Annotated in this window: 20 protein-coding genes; 3 read left to right on the top strand and 17 right to left on the bottom strand. The window is 49.6% G+C overall.

Annotated features, from left to right (window positions below):
• Window positions 1-110 precede the first annotated feature (110 nt).
• The 3 genes from pyrE to ACO0LH_RS25335 form a co-directional block, all read right to left on the bottom strand.
• The gene (gene pyrE, locus ACO0LH_RS25345) at window positions 111-779 is read right to left on the bottom strand and encodes an orotate phosphoribosyltransferase (protein ID WP_422943927.1); all 669 of its coding nucleotides are present in this window, start codon (window positions 777-779) and stop codon (window positions 111-113) included.
• A gap of 111 nt (window positions 780-890) precedes the next feature.
• On the bottom strand, window positions 891-3,893 hold the full coding sequence (locus tag ACO0LH_RS25340; RefSeq protein WP_422943926.1) for a glycosyltransferase: 3,003 nt from the start codon (window positions 3,891-3,893) through the stop codon (window positions 891-893).
• Window positions 3,894-3,905: 12 nt separating this feature from the next.
• Window positions 3,906-4,265 (bottom strand): hypothetical protein, encoded by a 360-nt coding sequence (locus ACO0LH_RS25335; protein ID WP_422943925.1) that lies wholly within the window; start codon window positions 4,263-4,265, stop codon window positions 3,906-3,908.
• 56 nt (window positions 4,266-4,321) lie between these two features.
• Between ACO0LH_RS25335 and ACO0LH_RS25330 the strand changes: the two genes are divergently transcribed.
• Entirely contained in the window at window positions 4,322-5,095 is a 774-nt protein-coding gene (locus ACO0LH_RS25330) for an exodeoxyribonuclease III (RefSeq protein WP_422943924.1), read from the top strand.
• 60 nt (window positions 5,096-5,155) lie between these two features.
• On the opposite strand, the gene ACO0LH_RS25325 is transcribed toward ACO0LH_RS25330, so the two are convergent.
• From ACO0LH_RS25325 to ACO0LH_RS25265, 13 genes are all read right to left on the bottom strand, one after another.
• Window positions 5,156-6,871: a bifunctional metallophosphatase/5'-nucleotidase gene (locus ACO0LH_RS25325; RefSeq protein WP_422943923.1), complete on the bottom strand. Its 1,716-nt coding sequence runs from the start codon at window positions 6,869-6,871 to the stop codon at window positions 5,156-5,158.
• A gap of 110 nt (window positions 6,872-6,981) precedes the next feature.
• A complete protein-coding gene (locus ACO0LH_RS25320; protein WP_422943922.1) occupies window positions 6,982-9,384 on the bottom strand; it encodes a TonB-dependent receptor in 2,403 nt (800 codons plus the stop codon).
• A 527-nt stretch (window positions 9,385-9,911) separates the two neighbouring features.
• Window positions 9,912-10,814: a M48 family metallopeptidase gene (locus ACO0LH_RS25315; protein WP_422943921.1), complete on the bottom strand. Its 903-nt coding sequence runs from the start codon at window positions 10,812-10,814 to the stop codon at window positions 9,912-9,914.
• A gap of 130 nt (window positions 10,815-10,944) precedes the next feature.
• On the bottom strand, window positions 10,945-11,553 hold the full coding sequence (gene metW, locus ACO0LH_RS25310; protein WP_422943920.1) for a methionine biosynthesis protein MetW: 609 nt from the start codon (window positions 11,551-11,553) through the stop codon (window positions 10,945-10,947).
• Window positions 11,550-12,701, bottom strand: a complete 1,152-nt coding sequence (gene metX / locus ACO0LH_RS25305) for a homoserine O-succinyltransferase MetX (RefSeq protein ID WP_422943919.1) — start codon at window positions 12,699-12,701, stop codon at window positions 11,550-11,552. The genes metW and metX overlap by 4 nt, the downstream gene beginning before the upstream one ends.
• 274 nt (window positions 12,702-12,975) lie before the next feature.
• The gene (gene ptsP, locus ACO0LH_RS25300) at window positions 12,976-14,742 is read right to left on the bottom strand and encodes a phosphoenolpyruvate--protein phosphotransferase (protein ID WP_422943918.1); all 1,767 of its coding nucleotides are present in this window, start codon (window positions 14,740-14,742) and stop codon (window positions 12,976-12,978) included.
• Between the two features lie 322 nt (window positions 14,743-15,064).
• A complete protein-coding gene (locus tag ACO0LH_RS25295; protein ID WP_422943917.1) occupies window positions 15,065-15,334 on the bottom strand; it encodes an HPr family phosphocarrier protein in 270 nt (89 codons plus the stop codon).
• Window positions 15,335-15,350: 16 nt separating this feature from the next.
• On the bottom strand, window positions 15,351-15,758 hold the full coding sequence (locus ACO0LH_RS25290) for a PTS sugar transporter subunit IIA (protein WP_422943916.1): 408 nt from the start codon (window positions 15,756-15,758) through the stop codon (window positions 15,351-15,353).
• Window positions 15,759-15,844: 86 nt separating this feature from the next.
• Entirely contained in the window at window positions 15,845-16,792 is a 948-nt protein-coding gene (gene gshB, locus ACO0LH_RS25285; RefSeq protein WP_422943915.1) for a glutathione synthase, read from the bottom strand.
• Window positions 16,793-16,824: 32 nt separating this feature from the next.
• Window positions 16,825-18,123 (bottom strand): glutamate--cysteine ligase, encoded by a 1,299-nt coding sequence (gene gshA, locus ACO0LH_RS25280; RefSeq protein WP_422943946.1) that lies wholly within the window; start codon window positions 18,121-18,123, stop codon window positions 16,825-16,827.
• A 140-nt stretch (window positions 18,124-18,263) separates the two neighbouring features.
• On the bottom strand, window positions 18,264-18,566 hold the full coding sequence (locus ACO0LH_RS25275) for an antibiotic biosynthesis monooxygenase family protein (RefSeq protein WP_422943914.1): 303 nt from the start codon (window positions 18,564-18,566) through the stop codon (window positions 18,264-18,266).
• A 99-nt stretch (window positions 18,567-18,665) separates the two neighbouring features.
• Window positions 18,666-19,694 (bottom strand): AI-2E family transporter, encoded by a 1,029-nt coding sequence (locus tag ACO0LH_RS25270; RefSeq protein WP_422943913.1) that lies wholly within the window; start codon window positions 19,692-19,694, stop codon window positions 18,666-18,668.
• Window positions 19,691-20,080 (bottom strand): MAPEG family protein, encoded by a 390-nt coding sequence (locus ACO0LH_RS25265; RefSeq protein ID WP_422943912.1) that lies wholly within the window; start codon window positions 20,078-20,080, stop codon window positions 19,691-19,693. The genes ACO0LH_RS25270 and ACO0LH_RS25265 overlap by 4 nt, the downstream gene beginning before the upstream one ends.
• Before the next feature lie 276 nt (window positions 20,081-20,356).
• On the opposite strand from ACO0LH_RS25265, the gene ACO0LH_RS25260 reads away from it, so the two are divergent.
• Window positions 20,357-20,914 carry a glycine zipper 2TM domain-containing protein gene (locus ACO0LH_RS25260; RefSeq protein WP_422943911.1) on the top strand — a complete coding sequence of 186 codons (558 nt, stop codon included), beginning with the start codon at window positions 20,357-20,359 and terminating at the stop codon, window positions 20,912-20,914.
• Between the two features lie 284 nt (window positions 20,915-21,198).
• On the top strand, window positions 21,199-22,659 hold the full coding sequence (locus ACO0LH_RS25255; RefSeq protein WP_422943910.1) for a sensor domain-containing diguanylate cyclase: 1,461 nt from the start codon (window positions 21,199-21,201) through the stop codon (window positions 22,657-22,659).
• Here the strand turns inward: ACO0LH_RS25255 and ACO0LH_RS25250 are convergent.
• Entirely contained in the window at window positions 22,651-23,478 is an 828-nt protein-coding gene (locus tag ACO0LH_RS25250; RefSeq protein ID WP_422943909.1) for a Rossmann-like and DUF2520 domain-containing protein, read from the bottom strand. The genes ACO0LH_RS25255 and ACO0LH_RS25250 overlap by 9 nt on opposite strands.

Here is a 23,478-nt window from a genome sequence, read left to right as displayed (position 1 = left end):
ATATTTTGCTATTCAGAACAGGATGGCTAGTGCGCCGTAATCAATTTACTTCCGGCATTCAAGGCTTACAGCGCATAAAAGCGGCTTTATCCCAATTCAATTATTGCTTATTATTCAGCAGAACCGTAACGTTGACGATAATTTGCAACGGCATCTTTGTATTGCGACAACTGTGCGTTGGCATCAACCGTAGACAAATAATCAAATAAATCATTTAAATTGGCGATCGCTGCAACGGGCATGTCATAAGCTTTGGCAACTTCTTGTGCGGCCGAATGCGCCGACAAAGCGTCATCCTTGCCCGAACGTTCCATGCGGTCCAGTGCGATCAGCACGGCGCAAGGCGTAGCACCGGAATGACGTATGATTTCTACCGATTCGCGCACCGATGTACCTGCCGAAATCACATCATCGATGATCACTACTTTGCCCTCCAGTTTGGCGCCAACAATGCTGCCACCTTCTCCATGGTCCTTGGCTTCCTTGCGGTTGTAGGCGAAAGGCACATTCCTGCCTTTGCGGGCAAGCGCCACCGCCGTCGCGGATGCCAGGGTAATGCCCTTGTAGGCGGGGCCAAACAGCATGTCAAATTCTATGCCCGAATCGAGCAGGGTCTGGGCATAAAAATCGGCAATACGCCCCAGATTGGCGCCGTCATTAAACAGACCAGCGTTGAAAAAATAAGGAGAAGTACGACCTGCCTTGGTAACAAATTCACCAAAGCGGATAACACCGGCCTCTACTGAAAACTGTATGAATTCTTGTCTTAAAGTGCTCAAAATAATCTCTTTCTGCGACGAATGCCTGCATTCCAAATACAGGCATTTCAAATGACGGTAAAACCAGACCTACAGCATAACATGGGTATTTGTCGGTATTTTGTTGGTTTCTTATCCGATTACCTGCATAAATTCTGCCAAAACTGCTTCTATGACGTTATTTTCTGGTTCATTTGCAAATTTTTCCAGGCAAATGCTGGTGCAAATAATGCCCGACTCATCCAGCATGGACTGTAATTGACTGGGAAGCTGTTGCAAATCTTTACCCGCCGATAAAGACAGATATATATCGCCGGCGTGAATCTGCACAATATCGTCTGTTAATGGCAGCCTGGAGAATCCCAAAAATTCACAGGTCCAAGCCCTGGCGTAATGCAGGTCATGTTCAGAACGCCATACAGGTTCTATGCGCACCCCGCTTTTAGCCACCAGCATTTGTTCCAGCAAGGTTTTCAGATATGGTGGCACTTGGACTTCGACCTGCGCCTGACACCACAGGCTAAGGTCGAGCAAGACCACTGGCTTGCCCACACGCGCAGAATTCATCGTCAGGCTGCGTGCCAGTTCTTGCCAGTCTGCCGCGTGCTCTGGCGGCACTGGCCGGATATTGGATATGGCATCCAGGGTACGGTGCAAGCCAGCTGATGGCTCGTTTGCAAAGAAATTTTCAATCGCGTCAAAATAATGCCTGGCGGCGTAAGCCGGGGCATGCTGTTGCAGTATCAGCGCACGCGCTTTGCGGGCAATAGCAGCCCTGCCTTGCGCATCGTCACGCAGTTGTACTATGGCTTGTAATAATTCTGCCGGATTGAAACTGTCTGGTAAAGCAAAGACCGCGTCTTCAGGCAATTCGGCCATCGAACCGTTTTTATTGACGATGACGGGCAAACCATAGGCCATGCATTCCAGCACGGCTGCCGAAGTCTCACCGCGTGAAAAGGCACGCAATTGCACGGCACCATCTGCGGCCTGCAGGTAACGACTGAACAAGGCGGCATCGGTAAAACCGGTGATGCGTATGCGATCACCAGATGGACTGTCAGTAATCAGTTTTTCCAGTTCTGCTCCATAATCGCTTTCGTCATTTTTGCCCACAAAGACCAGATGACAGCGCTGGTCGTTGGCAAGCGCAGAGTCCAGCCAGGTTTGCAGCAAAACATCATTGAGCTTGGTCGCCCCCAGCATGCCGAAGGTACACAGCAGAAAATCATGGTGAGTCAGCCCCAATGCTGCGCGTGCTGCCTGCCTGTCGAGCTGCCCAGGGATGCGGCGCAACAAGGGCACTTGTGTCCATGTGCAGGCCGGGTTTTCGGGATTCCACAATTCATGCAGATCTCTGGCGCAGGCAGAATGCACGATCACCCCTTCGGCCTTGTCAGCGATATGCTTACTGCATGGATATTTGCGAACCAGGCTGACATGGTCGGTGCTGTCACGACGTTCCAGCAAGGCTGGATAGCCATGCGACTGATACATATTCGCCGCCCATAGGCCTGGCATGGTGCCGCTTAAATCGAGATGCGCCTGTGAATCACCGAGAAAATAATCATGCAATACCACCACACCCGGATGACTGGCGTGCAGTGGATACATATACGCATGCGCGGGTGAATTACCAAAGTGATAGAGAATACGGTCAAAACGGGCGGCATGCTCAATAAACCATTGACTGTCACGTATCGCAAAATTGGCGCTCAGCCAGGCAGCATCAATTTCATCCTGACCGACGATGAGGGTGATATCGTAATAGTCAGCGAGTTCAGGTAGCAAATCGGCGCTGTAATTGGCGATGCCTGAAGCCAGCGGCGGCAAAGGCGACAGATAGGCCAGTTTGGGTTTTGTTTTGGCAGGATTAACATTGACACTGACACTGGTTTTGGCTTTTTGCAGTTGTACTGCAGGACTGTCTTCAAAAGCCCGCAGGGCTTTTTTTGCCGACGCATCCCATGAGAAATTCCTTGCTTGCTTCAAACCGTGTTGACGCAGAAAATCGGCAAATGCCGTGTCTTCCAGCGCCTGTACCATCTTGGCGGTAATCGCCTGGGTATCCCTGGGATTGAACAAGGCGTCTGCATATCCCAGCACTTCAGGCAGACTGCTGGTATTGGCGGCAATGACCGGTGCGCCACAGGACATCGCTTCCAGGGCGGGCAGGCCAAAACCTTCATGCCAGGACGGAAAGACAAATAATTTACAGTCTTGATACAGCAAGGGTAAATCAGCATCAGGTACAAAGCCTGTGAGCACGATCTCATCTTCGGCCAGGCCCAGTTGCAGCGCCAGTGCCGCGATGCGTTGACGGTCGACGTGTTGCACGCTGCAAACGATGGCGAGCTGGTGCTGTTGCCTTAACGCCGGTGGCAAACCCGCATACGCCGTGATCAGACCATCGATATTCTTGCGTATATCAATGCCCCCTGTGTACATCACAAAACTGCGCTTGAGTCCGTAGCGTTGACGCAGTGCCAGTATGGCGTCATCACTACAGGTACGTGGCTGGAAATGTGCGTCAACGGCAGACGAAATACTGACAACGCGTTCAGGCGGCAACTGCAATAAATTAATACCCTCCTGGCGCGAAAAATCGGAAATCGCCAATAGCAGATCAGCCCGCTTCAGGCTGGCCAGTTTGCGGTAATACCAGGCACGCTGGTCGGGCTGACACAGATACTGTTTTTCATACACCAGCGGTATCAGGTCATACAGAGTGACGGCAGTAGGCAAATGCTCGGATGACAGGCCAACACTGGCCACCGCATCATCGCCAGACCCTTCAAACAGGCTGGTGGTGTGGACAAAATCGGGACGCAATGCCGCAAATGCCTGCTCCCTGACCAGTTCGGCTGTGCGGCTGCGCCAGTAATTGTCAGGAACCAGTTCGGCCACGGGGCCAGGTGTACGCCAGGTGATGATGCGGTCTTGCGGTATCAGGTCTGCAAATGTTGCACGCAGGGGAGCGATCGTCTCGGGGAACAAACCGCTCAGCGTCATCCAGATTTCATGCTGTCCGGCATTGGCTGCCATGGCTTTGGCCAGGGCGAGTGAATAACGGCCAATACCCCGATGGCGGCTACCGGTAGATTGACAGGCTTGTAAATCGATGAGAATACGCATAGTGAGAATTGATCAGAAATCCAGGTGTTGATTGTTTTTAACGCGGCTCTGTAATTCACCGAGTATTCTTTTGCCTTCCGCGTTAAGGCGGTCAACGCGGATTTCAGCAGGCTCAGCCGGAGGCAGCGCTGGGGCTCTCTGCAATTTTTTCATCAGCGCATGCAGATCAGATGACATTCTTTGCCAGCCATCGCTTTTCAACAAAAGGACAACATACCGCAAAGGTGCAGTAATTTTCCATGAGGAACTGGCGTATACGGCATCCAGCTCCGCGCGCAATTGCTCTTCATTCATAGGTATAAAAGCTTGGGAAGCTTGAGCGAACAGGCCGCCAGTATAAACCATCGCTGACAGGCTCTTTACTAAGTTCACAAGAATGCCCGGCATCTGGTATGCTTTTTCACTTACTATCTGACAAGATGCTGACCATGACCAAGATCATTTCTGCCAACCTGAATGGCATACGTTCTGCTGCTAAAAAGGGCTTTTTTGAGTGGATGCAAAAAGAAGCACCTGACGTTGTCTGTGTACAGGAGTTAAAAGCCCAGGAAGCCGACATGACGCCAGACTTCCTCAATCCTCATGCCTATCACGGCCATTTCCACTATGCCGAGAAAAAGGGCTATTCCGGTGTAGGTGTGTATAGCAAAAAAGAACCGGATGCCGTCTATATAGGCTTCGGCAGCTCTGAATTTGATGCCGAGGGTCGTTATGTACGCTGTGACTTCGGTAAACTGTCGGTGATATCTGTTTATTGTCCTTCAGGATCATCATCACCAGAACGCCAGGAAGCCAAGTTCCGCTTCATGGAGCTTTTCTACCCTCACCTGCAGCAATTGATCGCCGAAGGCCGCGAAATCATTATTTGTGGCGACTGGAACATCGCCCACAAGGAAATTGATCTGAAGAACTGGAAGAGTAACCAGAAAAATTCCGGCTTTTTGCCTGAAGAACGCGCCTGGATGACACGTCTGTTTGATGAGCAGGGCTGGGTAGACGTGTATCGCCACCTGCATCCAGAAACCACGGGCGATGCTTACACCTGGTGGAGCAATCGCGGCCAGGCCTGGGCGAATAACGTTGGCTGGCGCATCGACTATCATGTCGCTACTGGTGGCATAGGAAAGAAGGCCCATACGGCATCGATCTATAAAGAGCAACGCTTTTCAGACCATGCGCCTTTGATTATCCATTACAGATAAGTTTTAAAATGCCCGGCGCTGCAAACGCAACGCCGGGTTTCATGTGAAAAATACTTTTGCCTAGGGCTTGCTGCTGGTTTCCCCCATACGGGTAACGCGGTCGCGCTTTACTTCCGTGAGTTTGCTGCCCTGTTCGTTGACATAGGATTCAAACGCTTCCAGATCACGCCCAAGGACTTCTTTGTCTGTTCCCTGTTTCAAGACCACAAAACCATCGCCTCCTTCGGCCAGGAAATTATTGACCACGACCAGGTATTGCTGATTCATGTCCAGCGACTTGCCCTTGATTTTTACCTGCTGCACACGTTGTTCAATTGCCGCTTTCGGATCCCAGCTATAACTGAACCCATGGGAAACATAGAGCTTTTTCGGATCATCGTCAGACCGGTTCAGCCACTGCTGTTGCAACAGGGTGAGGATCTGGGCACCGCTTAATTTCATGCGGACGATGGTATTGCCAAAGGGCTGTGCCGCATACAAATCACCATAGCTGACTGCGACCTGGCCTTGTGGTTTGCCAGATGGCACATCACTGCGTATGCCACCGGCATTCATGAAAGACACATCGGCACCACCACCCATATGCTGGGCAAAATGCAATTGTGCGTCAGCGATGACATTACCCAGGCTGCTGTCAAAAAAGCCTTTTTCGCTATTACGTAGCAAAGCGCTATTCAGACTGACGATAGGACGCTGGCGCAAGCCTGCCGTCTGCTTGTCAACCTGGTCAACCAGTTGCAGTGCAACCGGGTCAGGCTTGATCTGCTGCTGATCAATCAGGTGATTGACCGCCACGGCCTTGATCACGGTGTTGCTGGCGCGGTCTATGGTCAGGGTGGATTCAGTCAGGAAGGAACCGTAACTGCGTCCCTGCACGACCAGCCTGCCGTCGATTTTGCAAGTATAGCCCTGGTGCGAGTGACCTGACACCACGAGACTGATGGCCTTATCCAGTTTCTTGCTGATTTCTATGATAGGACCGTGCAAGCCTTCGCAACGATAAGTCGGATCGGTTTCTTCGCCCTTGTAAATCCCACCTTCATGTATCAAGACCACGATGGCAGCGACGCCCTGCTTTTGCAGTTCTGGTACATAGCGGTTAATCGCGCTTGCCTCATCTTCAAAGCGCAAATGCCTGACTGCATCACCCGCAACCAGATTCGGCACATCCGAAGTGACGGCACCAATGAAACCTACTTTCACGTCGCCAACCTGACGTATGACATAAGGTGCCAGCCACGGTGTCTTGCTATCGTTTTCAAATACATTGGCAGCCAGATAATCGAAGCGTGCGCCATGGAATTCTGCATAGGCACAACCACCTGCCGGGCATTCCCCCTTGAGCTTGCGCATCAGGGCTACCGTGCCATTGTCAAATTCATGGTTGCCAATGGCGCTTGCCGACAGGTTCAGGCGGTTCATGGCCTCAATGACCGGCTCATCCTTCATCAGCGCAGCACCCATAGGCGAGGCACCGATCAAATCGCCAGCCCCGACCAGAATGCTGTTGCTCACCGCCTTGCGTCGCTCATTGAGCTTGCTGCTCAAATAAGCATAGCCGCCGGCAGGGATGGAGATTTTCTTGCTGGGGTCGGACGCATCCGTCTTGCTGGCGAGATAGGGAACCGGCGAATCGGCTTGCAGGTTACCGTGGAAATCATTGATGCTGAAGATGGTGATGTCCGTCGTTGCCGCCTTGTTCGCTGTATCGGTACTCGCACAAGCGGCCAGCAATAAGGCTGCAATGGATGCGCTGATTAATGTTAACTTTTGCATAGAAAGTATTCTTAATTTAAAAAGAATAAGGCCTGCAACAAGTGTTCTTGTTGCAGGCCAGTATCAAGTCTGTGTGGTGAGATTCTGCTTCACCACGTCATACTATCAGATTAGAAATCTGCTTGGAAAGTGACCGAAGTAAAGCGTGGTGCACCCAGGTAGTAGAACACACCTTTGGCAGGAGCACCTGGATAGGCTGTTGCATTAGTGATGTTGAAACTGGACGGATTACGATACTTTTCATTGGTGATATTGCTAACACTCAAACGAATTGTTGGTTTTTTCATCCAGCCGGTGTTCGGGAATTGATAACCAGCATCAAAACCCAGCAAAGTGTAACTAGGTATAAATTCATCATTCGTCATGGTGGCAAACTGTCCACCTGTGTACTTCATTTTCAGACGTGTGTACCAGGATCCTGTTTCATACTGAGCGCTCAGGCCGGCTTTCCATTCTGGCGTCAAAGTCATTGCCTTGCCACCTGTTGGAATATATACGCCTTTTGCAACTTGCAGGTCGTCCTGAATTTCGCTCTTCGCATAACCTACAGAACCATAGAAAGACCAGCCATTGACTGGGGTATTACCCATTTCAATTTCAAAGCCCTTGGTTTTTACTGTACCAACGTTAACTACAGAGCTCAAGGTTGTGATCGGGTCAAAAGCAGTTGCCTGACGATTCGTAAAATTGACATTGTAAACCGTTGCCGATGCAGTCAGCTTGTCGCTTTGGAGGCGATAGCCCAAGTCGAAGTTGTAAGATGTTTCTGGAGGTACTTCTGCATAAGTCAGAGAACCATCTGGGTTAATTTTAACGTTGTTTGATGTCGAATAAACAAAATTCGGCGGCACCTTCATATTGCGAGCCAGGCTGGCGAAGATCTGGTTATTGTTATCGATCTGATAGCGGGCACCCAACTGTGGCAACACCTTGGTATAAGTGCGTTCTATGTTATATGTCGTGCCAGAATTCGAGCCTTCGTTTGCATAGTTTGTGAAATCACGCTTCATGGTTGGAACACGCAGTCCGACATTGATGGTCAATTTATCGTCCATCAGACTGATCGTATCTTGCAAGGAGAACTGGTAAGCAGTACTGATTGTTTTCCAGTCACGACTTTGAAATGGCGTACCATCTGGGCGAGTGATACGGCCATCTCTCAACCAGATATCAGCTGCATTGCCGTTGGCATCAACAGCAACCATAGGGCCGAACTGTTCATGTTTCGCGCGTTCATACCAGACACCAGCCAGGATTTGGTGGTTGTCAATAGTGTGAACGACAGAAGCAGTTACGCCTGGACGATTGGTACGTGTGACGCTGCTGTTGGCAACAATGACTTTGTCGAGCGTATCGCCGTCGCCATTCAGGTCAACGCCAGCAGTCAGTTTGCCTGTAGTTGGATTCAGGAATGCGGATTCTGATTGCAGACGTTGTTGCACGCCGCCAGTACCATAACCGTACCAGAAGTAAGGGATAACTTTAATATCGGTATTTTCATTAATGCGGAATTTACCTGTAACCGAGAAAATCGCGTTTTCAAACGGATTTTTTGTCAACTGGTAGTAAGTATCAGCATTGGCTACGGTTGGATCATTGTCCGCCTTGCCCTTGGTTGGCGTCACATGACCAGCGAATTTGGTTGAATAGTCATAGTAATAACCATTTTTTGCCAGATCAGCCAGATTGAAGGTACTGATGTTCTGGTTGATGGCACGGTTATATAACAATATGGCATTGATGGAATTGAATTTGTCGAAATCAATGCGGTAACCAGTGTCTATGTGATTACGGTCAGCGCCGCCTTCGCCTTTCCATTTATCTGCTTGAGCATGAGAAGCAGAAATAAAGAAACGGGAAATACCATCAGCCCACAGGCCAGTGTCGTAACGCAGGTAAGTCTTGGACAGTTTCAAGCCACCCAGAGTTTGCATGACGCGGAAACGTTTTTCCTTGTTTGGATCGCAAGTCACGATACCAAAGTTACCGCCAGTTGCACCAATTTGTGGGGAGTCAACATCAGTAGAACCCTGAGTCACGAATTGAGTACAGGTATTCTCTTGATCGACGAATTCTTGCGGGAATACGGAGAAGCTGCCTGAGTCATTGACAGGTACGCCGTTGATGGTTGCACCGATCTGGTCGCTGTTAAAACCACGCAGTGTCAAACCACCACCAAACAAACCGGTAGCGTCATAGTTAAAACTATTTACCGCTGGCATCAATTCCAACGCTTCATAGGCATTGCCTGTAGGACGCTGTTTAGCCAGCTCTTCAGCTGTGATGGTACTGCGTGCTTTTGGGGCATTTTCTTGCACCATCAAGCCCATACCGACTTTTTTGCCGGTGATGGTGACGCGATTTGCGTCGGGTTGCTCATTGGATTCAGCCGTTTGCTTGACTTCTGTTTTTTGCGCATAGGCAGAGGACATCCCTAGCACTGCCAATTGGCATGCGATCGCGACCATCGACAAACGCGATGGAAATGCGGACGATTTGTTTGATTGTTTCATTGACTGCTCCCGAATCATTTTACAAATGGAAATAAAAATTAGTGCAAAACCCCGTTTATCATCTCAAGCCATCGCAACTTCTTGATGACATCCCCTTTACCGCTCATTTTTTGCCAAGTTTTTTGGCTTTTTTTTGTAACTGGTTGTAAATCCACAACAAACATCCGCGTTTACATGACACCTTAGAAATAACCTGGGTCATTTTTGACCGCGCAAACGATTGCTTTTCTGAAAAATAAATAATTTCAAAAGGCGCAAACGATTGCTATTTCTAAACAAAAAACAGACGGACTTATTACAGTGCGTCTATCTCCTAGTGGCATCTTTTAACTTGATCAATTGCTGAAGCAAATGTCCGTCAATCAGATATATTGGTATGTGAAAATAGTCTAACACATAAAATTTTGAACTTGCAGAGTGTCCCATCCAATTATGAAAGGATGATGACAAAGTGATTTTAGCGACATTAGTTTGTCACAATCACGCCACAAATTAGTGTTTTGATAATGTTTTTAGCAGGATTTTGCCTATTTCGCCGAATATACGACGGGTGCAATCGCCTTCACATTGGTTTGATACGGTGGCAGCGAATTCACACTGACACCTTTTGCATGCGCATATAGAGGCATGACTTCAGGGAAATGACGCTGTATTTCAGCGATACGGCTGGGGCCTGCCGGATGGGTAGACAGCCATTGCGGTGGCGCCCCTTTGTTGACCATGCCCATTTTTTGCCACAGTGTTACACCGGCGCGTGGATCAAAACCGGCACGGGCCGCAATATCCAGGCCGACGATATCGGCTTCGGTCTCATCTGCCCTGGAAAATGCCAGCATGCTGAATTTGGCAGCCCCACCCGCAAGGCCACCTGCAAGATTGGGGTCATAACCCTTGGCATGGGCAAATATTTCAACACCGCGAACAAACACGTTGGCCGCCATGGCTTTACCTGCCCTTTCGGCGCCATGCTCACGCAGGGCATGGGCAATTTCATGCCCCATGACGATGGCGACTTCATCATCGGTCAGCTTGAGGCTATCGAGGATACCGGTATAAAACGCGATTTTGCCACCAGGCATGCAATAGGCATTGATCTGCTTGGAACCAATCAGGTTGATTTCCCATTTCCATTGCTTTGAACGCTCGTTCCACTTCAGGGCATGGGGAATGATTTTGTCAGCAATAGCGCGCAGACGTATAACCTGTGGGTTATCAGCAGGCCCCAGAGCACGCTGGTTTTGTGCCTGCTGCATGGTCTGCGCATATTGCGCAGCTGCCTGCTGTTCCAGTGCGCCGGTGGGTGCAAGCTTTCGCATGATGGACATATTGCCCACTTTGACACCATCTTGCGACTCACTGTCGCTGGCATGGCCAAGGCTGGCAAAGCCAAACAGGCTGGAAAAAACGATAGCAAGACAAGTCAGTTTCATGGCGGCTTTAACACTCAATGATGAGTCATATCTAAAACATAAATGATGGCAGCTTGCGAATTTTAAAGATGCTCATCTTCAAAAAACGCAGCCTGTTATAGATCAGTAAACGTGGCAAGGCGGAAAAAGTTTACACCTGCCTTTTACGCATGCGAAACACAGCTAAACTACCACGCCAGTTAGGCAGCCAGCGGACTGGTTTACCTTCATGCAGTGCAACACATTCCAGGACTTCCAGACCGACCTCATTGGCCAGATCAGAAAAATCATAAATCGTCGCACAACGCACGTTCGGCGTGTCATACCATTGATAAGGCAAGGACTTGGAAACCGGCATTTTGCCTTGCAGAAGCGCGGTGCGATGCGGCCAGTAACCAAAATTGGGAAAAGAAACGATGGCTTCGCGCCCTACCCTGGCGATATCACGCAATAAAGGTTCAACATGCTTCATCATTTGCAGGGACGACAAGCACATGACGGTGTCAAAAGCATTATCTTCAAACATGCCGAGGCCATTTTCCATGTCTTGCTGGATGACGTTGATACCACGTTGCGCACAGGCCAGCACTTTGTCGTCAGCAATCTCTATGCCATATCCTGCACATTGTTTGTCTGACTGCAAATAATCAAGCATGACACCGTCACCGCAGCCGACGTCCAGCACCTGGGCTTGTGTTTTGATCCAGTGAGCGATGAAGGCCAGGTCGGGGCGCAGCAGGCTTAGTTCAGAAAAATTCATGCTGCCACCTCCTCTAATTCGGCATCAATACGCTGGTAATAGGCAGCAACCAGATTGAGGTAGCGTGAGTCGTCGAGCAGGAAAGCATCATGTCCGTGCGGGGCATCAATTTCGGCATAGCTGACCGTCCGTTTATTGCTGACCAGCGCTTTAACAATTTCCCGGCTGCGTTCAGGTGAAAAACGCCAATCGGTAGTAAACGAAGCCAGCAAAAATTTGGCTTTGGTCTGCGCGAGTGCCTTGCCGAGATCGCCGCCCGTATGTCTGGCGGGATCAAAATAATCAAGCGCCTTGGTGATCAACAAATAAGTATTGGCGTCAAAATAATCGGAGAACTTGTCACCCTGATAGCGCAGGTAGGACTCAATCTCAAAATCGACGCCATAACCAAACTGATAGTCGCCACCTTTCAGATCGCGACCGAACTTTTCAGCCATGTCATCATCCGACAGATAGGTAATATGCCCTATCATGCGCGCCACCCGCAAACCACGCCGGGGTACGACGCCATGCGCATAAAAATCGCCGCCATGGAAATCCGGATCAGTCAAAATCGCCTGGCGTGCGACATCATTAAAGGCGATATTTTGCGCTGACAACTTGGGTGTGGAAGCAATAACCACGCAATGACGCAAGCGGTCCGGGTATAAAATACTCCAGGCCAATGCCTGCATGCCGCCGAGCGAGCCGCCCATGACAGCCGCAAACTGGGTGATGCCCAGACGATCTGCCACCCTGACTTGTGCCTGCACCCAGTCTTCTACCGTCACAACCGGAAAATCTGCACCATACGGTTTGCCGGTGGCGGGGTTGGTGTGCATGGGGCCAGTCGACCCAAAACAAGAACCCAGATTATTGATACCAATGACAAAAAACCGGTTGGTATCGACAGGTTTTCCTGGTCCCACCATATTGTCCCACCAGCCTACATTCTTGGGCTGGTCAGCGTACACACCGGCAACATGGTGCGAGGCATTGAGGGCGTGGCAAATCAACACGGCATTCGATTTATCTGCATTCAGGCTCCCATAGGTTTCCACCATCAGGGTATAGCCAGCAATGGATGTACCGTTTTGCAAAGGCAAAGCTTCATCGAATTGAAACGCTTGTGGCGTAACGATTCCTATTGATCCTGCTGAGGACGACATACACTCTTCCATCGGGATTTAACCCGTTATCAAAAAACTCAGGAAGGCTAAAAGGTGGGCTGAATGTGAAGGAGGGAAAGCTGCATTCAAGCTCGCTTTAGCCGTATTTATCATTCGGGATCATTTCCGAAACGCGCCCGCAAGCTGATTTTCAAATCGGCGCAATAGATGAAGGATAACCAAGTCTGATGCTAACGTCAAACCGAAAGCACAAGACTTGCAAACCAGTTAATAATCAATGCATGGCAAGCTCACAGCAGCAAAGCCATTCCAATCAATGCAAAGTCGGCGTTATGCTGCCCATCGCAGCCAGAATTTCGCGGATAACGATGGAGTCGTAACTGCGCAAGATTTTTTTAACATGCCCTTGCACACTTTGAAGATTGGTATTGAGGATCTCTTGCTTGATTTCTGGCAGCAGGGCAGCGGGCATCGACAATTCGCGGAAACCCATGCCTGTCAGCAAGCGCGTCAGACGGATATCGCCAGCCATACCACCGCAAATCGACACCGGGATACCGGCTTTTTCAGCGGCACTGATGATCATTTGCAATAAAGCCAGGATGGCCGGATGCAAATCGTCATACAGATGCGCAACCTCATGATCGGTGCGGTCAATTGCCAGTGTGTACTGGATCAGGTCATTCGTGCCTATGGACAGAAAATCCAGTTTTTTGACGAACATGGGCAGGGATAAGGCTGCCGCAGGAATTTCTATCATCGCCCCGACCGCGATGGCTTCATCAAAGGCCTTGCCTTCTTTGCGCAATTCGGTTTTGGCCTGCTCTATCATTGCCAGGGTCTGGTCAATTTCAAAGCCATGCGCCATCATTGGTATCAAGATCTTGACCGGACCGAAAGCAGAGGCACGCAAAATTGCCCTGAGTTGCGTCAGAAATAATTGCGGTTCAGCCAGGCAATAGCGGATAGCACGCAAACCCAGTGCAGGATTCAAAATATTGTGCTCGGTGGTATCCAGGGGTTTATCGGCACCCACATCCAGTGTACGTATGGTAACGGGTCGCCCTTTCATGCCCAATACAGCGGTACGGTAGGCATCAAACTGCTCGGTTTCGGTAGGTAGCTTGTGTTCTTGTCCACTGCTTTCCATGAACAGAAATTCGGAGCGAAACAAACCTACGCCACTGGCACCGGCTTCCAGTGCCGGTGCGGCATCTTGGGGTAATTCGATATTGGCCAGCAGGGTGATTTCTACCCCGTCCAGTGTAATCGCCGGTGTCTTCTTGAGCTTTGCCAGTTTTTTTCTAAGTTTAAGCAATACGCCTTGCCGTTCGCGATATTGCTCCAGCACCAGGCTGGTGGGCGCTACGATAACAACACCAGCATCGCTGTCAATGATGAGCCAGTCGTCCTGCTCTATCAGGCGCGAGGCGTTGCCCATGCCAACCACAGCCGGAATACCCAGGCTGCGCGAGACGATGGCTGTATGCGAATTTTGCCCACCTTCGTCGGTGACAAAACCGGTAAAAGCCACATCCCGGAATTGCATCATGTCTGCTGGCGAAATGTCTCTGGCGACCACAATCATATTTGCGGTGCGCTCATCAATACCATCCGAGCGCGGCACGCTATTGGCGCTACCTGTCAATACCTTGAGCACCCTTTCAGCAACCTGCTGAATATCAGCTTTGCGTTCGCGCAGATAATCATCTTCAATTTCATCGAATTGCGCTGACAACTCATCGATCTGGCTGACCAGTGCCCATTCTGCGTTGTAATGACGTGTGCGGATAATATCCAGCGGCGCTTCAGAAATCATGGGATCAGACAAAATCAGCACGTGTACGTCGATGAAGGCACCAAGTTCCGTAGGTGCGTCTTGCGGCAGATCGGACCAGATTGCCTGCAATTCCTTATGGACCTGAGTAATCGCTTTTTGCAGTCTTTGCACTTCGGCCTCGACCTGCTCCTGGCCTACCAGATAATGTTGTACATCCAGCGCTGCGGGTCGCAGTAAATGCGCGCGCCCTATGGCAATACCGCGTGAAACGGGGATGCCTTGCAATGTAAAAGATGCCATGCTGTGTCCCCTAAAATGCAATTGTCTTCGGACGCTATTCGAGAGCCATCCTGTTTCATTTTTATGTACTGACTTCAAGCAATATCAAGCGATACGGAATCAATGCAAAATCAATACAGGATCGATACAGAATTAATACTAAAAAAAGAGGCCTCATTCGAGAACGACAAGGTAACTGAACAAGATAAAAACAACAATGAAGAATATGTTGCCATTTGTTTCACCGCCGGGCCATAGGATACAAAGTGCGCAAGAACAGCTCTGTACAAACTGATGGCGAACAAATGAACTGATACAAATTAAACGTCAATCCAGGGATGACTTACTCGCCTTCGCCAAACTTGTCGTTGATCAGGGCAACAATGGCATCAAAACCAGCCTGTTCATCTGCGCCCTCGGTTTCCAGCAATACCTTGCTGCCTTTACCTGCTGCCAACATCATCACACCCATGATGGATTTGCCATTGACGCGGCGGTTATTGCGCGTGAGCCAGACTTCACATTTAAACTTACTGGCGGTTTGCGTAAATTTTGCCGATGCACGTGCATGCAAACCCAACTTGTTAACGATTTCGATTTCTTGTTGAATCATGCTTTTCTTTCATTCATTAATTCGGTGACAGGCGGACACGGTTATCAAGACGTATTGCGCCATTTTGCCCGCCAGCCAGCGCCATTTCCACTACAACATCCAGTACATCGCTGCGGTAAGTAATCGCCCGCAGTAACATCGGCAGACTAATGCCGGCGATAATGGCAACCCTGTCAGGGTCACCCAGTTGCCGGCAACAATTGGATGGCGTACCGCCCATCACATCGGTGATCACCAGCACGCCGGAACCATCGTCCAACCTTTGCACAGCTTCACGCGCAAGCCGGTTGACTTCATCGATATTCTGGTCAGCGATGACATCGATTGCTTCAAAGCGTTCTGGCATGCCACGAAAAACATGCGCGGCAGCCTGCATAAAAGCAGAACCCAGCGGTGCATGTGTCATCAAAAGTATGCCAACCATAGTATTCAATTCCCGGGATTATTGCGACCAATCTGGTCACGCTCCCGCTATCAATTAAGGCAAAAATAAATAGCCGTATTACCTATTTATTTGCTTGCCAGCGCTGTTTCAAGTGCGTCAATGAACATTCCTGCCACATTGAAGCCTTTTTGTTGGGTAATTTCCTGGAAACAGGTCGGACTGGTCACATTGACTTCCGTCAGGTTGCGGCCAATTACATCTAATCCTACCAGCAACAAGCCTCTTTGATAAAGCACAGGTGCCAAAGTCTGTGCAATCTCCAGGTCGTATGCGGACAACTCTTGCGCAACACCAAGACCACCTGCTGCCAAATTACCACGGACCTCGCCATTTTGCGGGATACGAGCCAGAGCAAAAGGTACGACCTGGCCACCGATCAAGAGAATGCGTTTATCACCATGCACAATTTCAGGAATATACCTTTGCACCATGATGGTACGGCTGCCATTGACTGTTAATGTTTCAATCACGGAACCCAGGTTCATGCCATCTTCACCGATGCGGAAAATACCTGTGCCACCCATGCCATCCAGCGGCTTGAGGATAATATCCTGATGGTCACGATGAAATGCACGGATACGTTGCTCGTCGCGTGTTACCAGTGTCGGCGCAGTGAACTGACTGAATTGCGCTATGCTGAGTTTTTCGTTGTGATTGCGTATCGCCGCGGGTTTATTGAACACACGTGCACCCTGCTGCTCTGCCAGTTCCAGCAGATAAGTGGAATAGATATATTCCATATCGAAGGGTGGATCTTTGCGTTGCAAAACTGCGTCAAAGGCACTTAGTGGTAAAGATTCTGGCGCCCCCAGACGAAACCAGTCTCCACTGTCGCCGGTCAGCGTAATCTGGCTGATATTAGCAATGACCTTGCCGCCTTCCAGCGCCATGTCATCCGGGCCGAAAGCATAAATCGCATAACCACGGCTGGCCGCTTCCACCATCATGGCATAAGTGGAATCTTTGTAAGTCTTGAACTGCGATAGCGGATCAGTCAGAAAGGCGATTTTCATGGCGACTCTTAGTGTTCTTGGCAAATAAGAAATTAATAAATTTCCGGATTAGGGTCAGTCTTTTCCAGCTCCAGTGACGCTGCCAGTAAAGCCAGGCGCGCCACCACACCATACATATAAAAACGATTTGGTGCTGCCGTGCCAGGTTTGGCTTTCATATCCGGCACCGCATGTTGCTGGGCAAACGCCAGTGGCACAAAATGCATGCCTGGCGCATTGAGGTTTTCATCAACGCCACGGTCTTCATGCACGCGATAAAAACCGCCAACGACATAGCGGTCTATCATGTAGACCACAGGCTCAGCGACAGATTCATTGATCTGCTCGAAGGTGTACACGCCTTCCTGCACGATGACATCCCTGACTTCCATGCCATCCTTGACGACAGACATCTTGTTGCGTTGCTTGCGGTTCAGGTCACGCAGTTCGCTGGAATCATGCACGGTCATGATACCCATGCCATACGTACCCGCATCAGCCTTGACGATGACAAACGGTTTTTCCTTGATGCCGTATTCCTTGTATTTTTTGCGTATCTTGGCGAGGATGGTATCGACCGTTGCCACCAGGGCATCTTCACCGGTACGTTCGTGAAAATTAACATCCTTGCATTTGGCAAAATACGGGTTCAACATCCACGGGTCAATATCAACCATCTTGGCAAATTTTTTCACTACCTCATCATAAGATGAAAAGTGATTGCTTTTACGACGCAAAGCCCAGCCTGCATGCAAAGGCGGCAACAGTGTTTGCTCGTTGATATCTTCAAGTATTGCCGGTATGCCCGCCGACAAATCATTATTGAGCAGGATCGTGCAGGGGTCGAAATTTTTCAGACCCAGACGGCGACCATTGGCTGAACGCTCCAATGGTTCCAGCACCAGCTGGCTGCCATCCGGCAATTCTATGGGTGTTGGCTCGGTAATATCAGGCGACAAAGATCCCAGACGCACATTCAAACCGGTCTGACGGAAAATCTGCATCATCCTGGCGATATTTTGCAGGTAAAAAGTATTGCGGGTATGGCTTTCCGGTATCACCAGCAGGTTCTTGGCGTCTGGACAATATTTTTCTATCGCCGCCATCGCAGCCTGCACTGCCAGTGGCAACATCTCTGAGGCCAGGTTATTAAAACCACCAGGGAATAAATTGGTATCTACCGGCGCCAGCTTGAAACCGGCATTGCGCAAATCAACCGAGCAATAAAATGGCGGCGTATGCTCTTGCCATTCCAGACGGAACCAGCGTTCAATTGCAGGAGTCGCCTCGAGTATCTTTTTTTCAAGATCGAGCAGTGGGCCGTTGAGGGCTGTGACGAGATGCGGAACCATATAGACCTTTTTTGGGAGCAGGCTTTTGCCAAAATTACCAGTTGCGGCGCTACGCAACATGACAGGCAAATCATGACTTAATAAGCTGGGGATGAAATGCCGGGAATCAAGTCGCATTCACCCCATGCACCGCAAAAAAATCAGGCTGACTTTGCCAGCAAATCGAAATGCTCAACTACTGGCGGCACAGCAAAGTAAGGACCAACAATGGCGCGCCAGGCAAGAAATGCCGGTGATTCACGAAAATCTACCGTATGATTTTCCAGCGTGTCCCAATAAATCATCAGTACATAACGATCAGGTGACTCTATGCCTTTATTGACTTTAAAGCCACGAAAGCCTTTGGCATGCTGGATAACCTCATGCAAACCACGTTCAATGGCAATATCAAATTCAGTTTGTTTGCCGGCATGAATTCGAAGATCGGCTAGCTCAAGTATCATCGTTGGCCTTCATAGTAAGTGGACAGATAGGAAACTTTCAAAACACCTATGAATTATCCCCGATTCGGCAGCATCTTGCCTGATGCTGCGCAAATCCCGTCAGACCAGACCGCGGTCGCTCAGTTCTTTCTTCAGATAGGCATAAAACACCGGAGCCGCCACGACGCCCGGCAGGCCAAACAGGGTTTCCATGACCAGAATTGCGGTCAACAACTCCCAGGCACGGGCATTGATCTGCGCGCCAATAATGCGCGCATTCAGGAAATATTCGGCCTTGTGTATCACCATCATGAACACCAGTGATGCCATTGCAACATTAAGCGAATGAGACAGCGCCACAATCACGATAATGGTGTTGGAAATGATGTTTCCGGCAACCGGTATCAGACCAGCAAGAAAGGTGATGGCGATCATGGTCTTGGTCAGTGGCAGATGCACACCTGCCATAGGCAATACAGCAGCAAGATACACTGCCGACAAAATAGTATTGATCAGAGAAATCTGCACTTGGGCAAACACGATTTTATGAAACACCTGACCCAGGGTACTGACTCTTTGCTGCAAAGCGGCGGCAAAGGGCTTGTGATTGCTGTCACCACTGGCATCCCGCAGGGCGATCATGCTACCGATTATCATGCCCAATAATAAATGCACAAGAAGATGGCCTGCTTCCGGCACGAGCTGCTTTGCCTCGCCTGCATGTTCACGCAACCACGCAGTCATCATTTCTCTTAATGAATCTACATCTTCCGGCAAGTTAGTACTTACCCACTCAGGCAATTGGTGACGTGAAGTTTCGATAATATCGGCCAGTCTTTGCAATAAAGATTGCAAATTACCGGCATCGCTGCGCAAGAATGCATGGATGGCCCAGATCACGGCAATCAGGGCAACAATGAGTATAAATGACAAAAATGCCACTGCGATCATGCGTGGCTGTTTATGTCGGAAACGCAATGCAATGGCCGGGGCCAACACATGGATGACGGAGTACACCAGCAAGCCAGAAAACAAGGCCACAATCAAGCCAGCTTTTAACACCAGCAATAAAGCGATGCCGACTATGACATAGGAGGCCCAGACCGATGCTGATAATTGTTCAGAACTGCTGATGATTTTTGCTTTCATTTCAATACTCCGCTCATACCCACAATGGCAGCCAGCACCAGACCTATTGCTGCCAGGCCAGAAATCAGGAAACCCATCGAACGCTTGCTGGCGTCCTGATAATACGTAATGGCATACAGCAAGCGTCCAAGCAGCCAGACGACCCCCATGGCTGCAGCAAGTTTATCGCCAGTCCAGACCGCGCACAACCACAGCGCCGGAAAGAAGAAAACCATCTGCTCTACTGTATTTGCCTGTACACGCAAGGCGCGCAAAAATTCGGGTGGGCCATCGGCGGCAGGTGCAGGAACCTTGAATTGTGTACGTGCTTTGCCGGCCTTATAAATGATCCAGCAATATAGTACCAATACTGCAACAGTCAGCCAGGAAGTCCAAAGCAATTGCATAGCGTCTCCAATGGGATACAGGTGATAATTTTTATGTTAAATATGGGCAATTATTTAAATTGCAAGAAGTCATTTTGAAACACACGCTTACACTTTCATGTCTTCTTTTTTTGAATTCAAACGTTAAATACATACCATCCAGACATTATCTGGAGACTATCACAGGACTTATATAAAACTATTATGAATAGTGCAGGTCAAACAACTGCATGTCGTAGCCGTTTTAATAATATCAGCGGTGTTTTGTATAAGATCCATTCTGACAAGAGGTAAAAAATGACTATTTCATTCAACAAACTTTCCAAAGTGGCATCCATCGTGGCGCTGGGCATGGCATTTCCAGCTGTTTATGCTGCCGATTATGAAGATTTTGCACGTGTCATCAGCGTCACACCACAAGTCGAGCAAGTCAACGTACCGCGCCAGGAATGCCGTACCGAATATGAGACAAGTCAGCGCCAGTATCCGCGTCAGCAGCAACAGGCTGAACGCAGCAACGGCGGCGCTATCATCGGCGGTATCGCTGGTGGCCTGCTCGGCAGCCAGGTTGGTGGTGGCAATGGCCGTATCGCCGCTGCAGCCGCAGGTGCATTAACCGGCGCCATCGTTGGTGACAGGGTCGACAATAATAACAGCGGCAACAATTACAATAATAACCAGCCAGTGTATGAAAGCCGCCCAGTGCGTCAATGCAGAAATATTGACAATTGGGAAAGTCGCACGAATGGTTACGCAGTGACCTATGAATATCACAATCGCAACTATACGACCGTGATGCCCTATGACCCGGGTAATCGTCTTCGCCTGCATGTTTCATTGACACCCCGCCCTTAAGCGCTGAATACGTCGATTCTGCGTGCATCAGGCGGACTGGTAGTCTGCCTGATGCTGGTCTGAAGCTGGTCTGAAAACAGACCTGTGCCCAAGCTGTGCGGTTGATCAAGCTTTACCTCCATTGAAGTTCTTACCGCACGTCTGCATGAAAAAGCCGCTATAGCGGCTTTTTCCACTGTTGCATCCCTTCCCTTCATTGTAAATACCCCTGAATTCGCATGGGTTTATAGTATTATCTTGCGGCAAACCCAACGCTCATGCTCCGCCCATCATTCATGCAAAAAATGTTAAAAAAATACGGCCTGCTGGTATGGTTATCTTTAATCCTGATTGCCGGTTTTGTTTTCACCACGGCCGCTTCATTCGTGGTGTCGCGTGACGCGATACAGCAGGGTATTTCGGAGCAGATGTTGCCGATTACTGGCGACAACGTGTATTCGGAAATCCAGAAAGATATCCTGCGCCCCGTATTTGTTTCTTCACAAATGGCACATGACACTTTTTTGCGTGACTGGATCATCAATGGCGAAGAAGACAAGGACCAGATTGTCAAATACCTGAAAGAAATCAAGCTAAAGAACCGTGCGATTTCCAGCTTCCTGATTTCTGATAAAACCCATAGTTATTATCACGCTGACGGTGTATTGAAAAGCGTCAGCGAAACCGAGCCACGTGATCAGTGGTTTTTCAGGGTACGCAACCTGAAAAGCGACTATGAAACCAATGTCGATGTAGACATGGCCAATCACGATACCATGACCATCTTCATCAACTATCGTATTCTTGATTTTTCTGGAAAATTTATTGGCGTCACCGGTATCGGGATGACCCTCGATACCATGAAAAACTTGATCGACAGCTACCAGACCCGCTTTCACAGCAATATCTTTTTCGTCGACCAGAAGGGCAATATTGCGCTGGCTGGCAATAATATGAAGAAGGTCCGCAGTAACCTGAGCAACATGCCCGGCATCAGCGGACTGGCACAACAAATCCTGGCGAACCGCAAAAGTGAATCCCAGCATCTGGAGTACAAAAGCGGCAATGAAACCAATCTGGTGAATGCGCGCTTTATTCCAGAACTGGGCTGGTACCTGCTGGTCGAACAAGAAATTGGCGAAGAAATCAAACCCCTGCAAAATGTGTTTCTGATGAACATAGGCATCAGTGCCGCCATTACCGTCCTGGTGCTGGTGATTTTGCTGCTGACAGTACGCCGCTATCAAAGACGACTGGAAAAATCTGCGTCTACTGATACATTGACTGGCTTACTGAATCGTCAGGCTTTCGATTTTGTATTTCAGCAAGCCCTGCTCGACAGCGAACGCTCACGTCAACCCATGTGCGTAATCTTGCTGGATATTGATTACTTCAAAAAGATCAATGACAAACAGGGACATCTGGTCGGTGATCATGTACTGAAAGAAATCTCGCTGATCTCCAAACGTTCGCTGCGTGAGAGCGATATCATTTGTCGCTGGGGCAGTGAAGAATTTCTGGTCTTGCTGAAAAACTGTACGCTTGAAAAAGCCACTTCGATTGCCGAAAATTTGCGCACTACCATAGAGAATAATGATTTTTCCCGCACCACTGATTTAACCCGCACACGCCTGTCCATCACTGTCAGCATGGGCGTGGCCGAATGCCGTGACAAGGAAACCGAAGACAGCGTATTTGAACGCGCTGACCTGGCCCTGTATCAAGCCAAGGAAAATGGCCGTAACAGCGTCTATTTTTCAGAGTGATTTTTTGCGTGCCGCCAGCGCTTGCGTTGGTGGCGTAAAAGCCTGGTATAACTGACCAGTTGCAGCATTCCAGTCAGTGACTGCTTTTTGCTGCAAGACCACCGTCTGCATATCACCACGTGCGATAGGCCCGGTCAGTGCGGCAACAGGCCCCATGGAAAATGCATTTTCCAATGATTGTCTGGCCAGGGGTGCGGCCATTTTTTGCGCAATCTCCAGCGGGATACCCGCGGCCTGATAGCATTGCAAGGCTGTCTCCATCAGGGTCACCAGATAATTACTGGCAAACACCGAACCAGCGTGATACAGCAGTTTGCTTTCAGCACTGATGATGACAGTTTCCGCGCCTATGGCTTGCAGCGCGGGTAACAGCACTGCCAAAGCCCGTTCATCACCTTCTACGCTGCAAATGCTTGATGCAAAATGCTCTGCAAGCTGTTCGATATCGGCAAAACTGCGTACCGGGTGTACGCTGGCAACTGCAGCGCCGAGCGCATTGGCTGCCGACAGTACCGTCGATGCCTTGGCACCACTACAATGAAACAGGACGCTGTCTGCATTCACCAGACCGGCATCGACCAGCGCAGCACAGGCACTGGCAATCTGATCATCCGCAACGGTCAGCATATAGATATCAGCAGGCTGCATACACTGCATATCGTCACAAGCCTCACCTGTGCCTAGCCAGCTGACGGCAGCCTGGGCACTGGGCAGGCTGCGGTTCAAGATCTGCTGGATAGAAAACTGCGCATGCCGCTGGAAATTTTTTGCCAGCACCTTGCCTACCTTGCCCGCGCCCACTACTGTCAAGGTCTTCAT

It is taken from the genome of Undibacterium sp. TJN19 (assembly GCF_049339485.1).
Taxonomy (GTDB): Bacteria; Pseudomonadota; Gammaproteobacteria; order Burkholderiales; family Burkholderiaceae_D; genus Undibacterium.
This window is presented reverse-complemented; position numbering and strand designations above follow the sequence as displayed.

Excerpts from the sequence above, each read along its gene's own strand:
- ACO0LH_RS25340 (WP_422943926.1), bottom strand. The coding sequence starts at position 3,893 with ATGCGTATTCTCATCGATTTACAAGCCTGTCAATCTACCGGTAGCCGC.
- ACO0LH_RS25330 (WP_422943924.1), top strand. The coding sequence starts at position 4,322 with ATGACCAAGATCATTTCTGCCAACCTGAATGGCATACGTTCTGCTGCT.
- ACO0LH_RS25325 (WP_422943923.1), bottom strand. The coding sequence starts at position 6,871 with ATGCAAAAGTTAACATTAATCAGCGCATCCATTGCAGCCTTATTGCTG.
- ACO0LH_RS25320 (WP_422943922.1), bottom strand. The coding sequence starts at position 9,384 with ATGAAACAATCAAACAAATCGTCCGCATTTCCATCGCGTTTGTCGATG.
- ACO0LH_RS25315 (WP_422943921.1), bottom strand. The coding sequence starts at position 10,814 with ATGAAACTGACTTGTCTTGCTATCGTTTTTTCCAGCCTGTTTGGCTTT.
- metW (WP_422943920.1), bottom strand. The coding sequence starts at position 11,553 with ATGAATTTTTCTGAACTAAGCCTGCTGCGCCCCGACCTGGCCTTCATC.
- metX (WP_422943919.1), bottom strand. The coding sequence starts at position 12,701 with ATGTCGTCCTCAGCAGGATCAATAGGAATCGTTACGCCACAAGCGTTT.
- ptsP (WP_422943918.1), bottom strand. The coding sequence starts at position 14,742 with ATGGCATCTTTTACATTGCAAGGCATCCCCGTTTCACGCGGTATTGCC.
- ACO0LH_RS25295 (WP_422943917.1), bottom strand. The coding sequence starts at position 15,334 with ATGATTCAACAAGAAATCGAAATCGTTAACAAGTTGGGTTTGCATGCA.
- ACO0LH_RS25290 (WP_422943916.1), bottom strand. The coding sequence starts at position 15,758 with ATGGTTGGCATACTTTTGATGACACATGCACCGCTGGGTTCTGCTTTT.
- gshB (WP_422943915.1), bottom strand. The coding sequence starts at position 16,792 with ATGAAAATCGCCTTTCTGACTGATCCGCTATCGCAGTTCAAGACTTAC.
- gshA (WP_422943946.1), bottom strand. The coding sequence starts at position 18,123 with ATGGTTCCGCATCTCGTCACAGCCCTCAACGGCCCACTGCTCGATCTT.
- ACO0LH_RS25275 (WP_422943914.1), bottom strand. The coding sequence starts at position 18,566 with ATGATACTTGAGCTAGCCGATCTTCGAATTCATGCCGGCAAACAAACT.
- ACO0LH_RS25270 (WP_422943913.1), bottom strand. The coding sequence starts at position 19,694 with ATGAAAGCAAAAATCATCAGCAGTTCTGAACAATTATCAGCATCGGTC.
- ACO0LH_RS25265 (WP_422943912.1), bottom strand. The coding sequence starts at position 20,080 with ATGCAATTGCTTTGGACTTCCTGGCTGACTGTTGCAGTATTGGTACTA.
- ACO0LH_RS25260 (WP_422943911.1), top strand. The coding sequence starts at position 20,357 with ATGACTATTTCATTCAACAAACTTTCCAAAGTGGCATCCATCGTGGCG.
- ACO0LH_RS25255 (WP_422943910.1), top strand. The coding sequence starts at position 21,199 with ATGTTAAAAAAATACGGCCTGCTGGTATGGTTATCTTTAATCCTGATT.
- ACO0LH_RS25250 (WP_422943909.1), bottom strand. The coding sequence starts at position 23,478 with ATGAAGACCTTGACAGTAGTGGGCGCGGGCAAGGTAGGCAAGGTGCTG.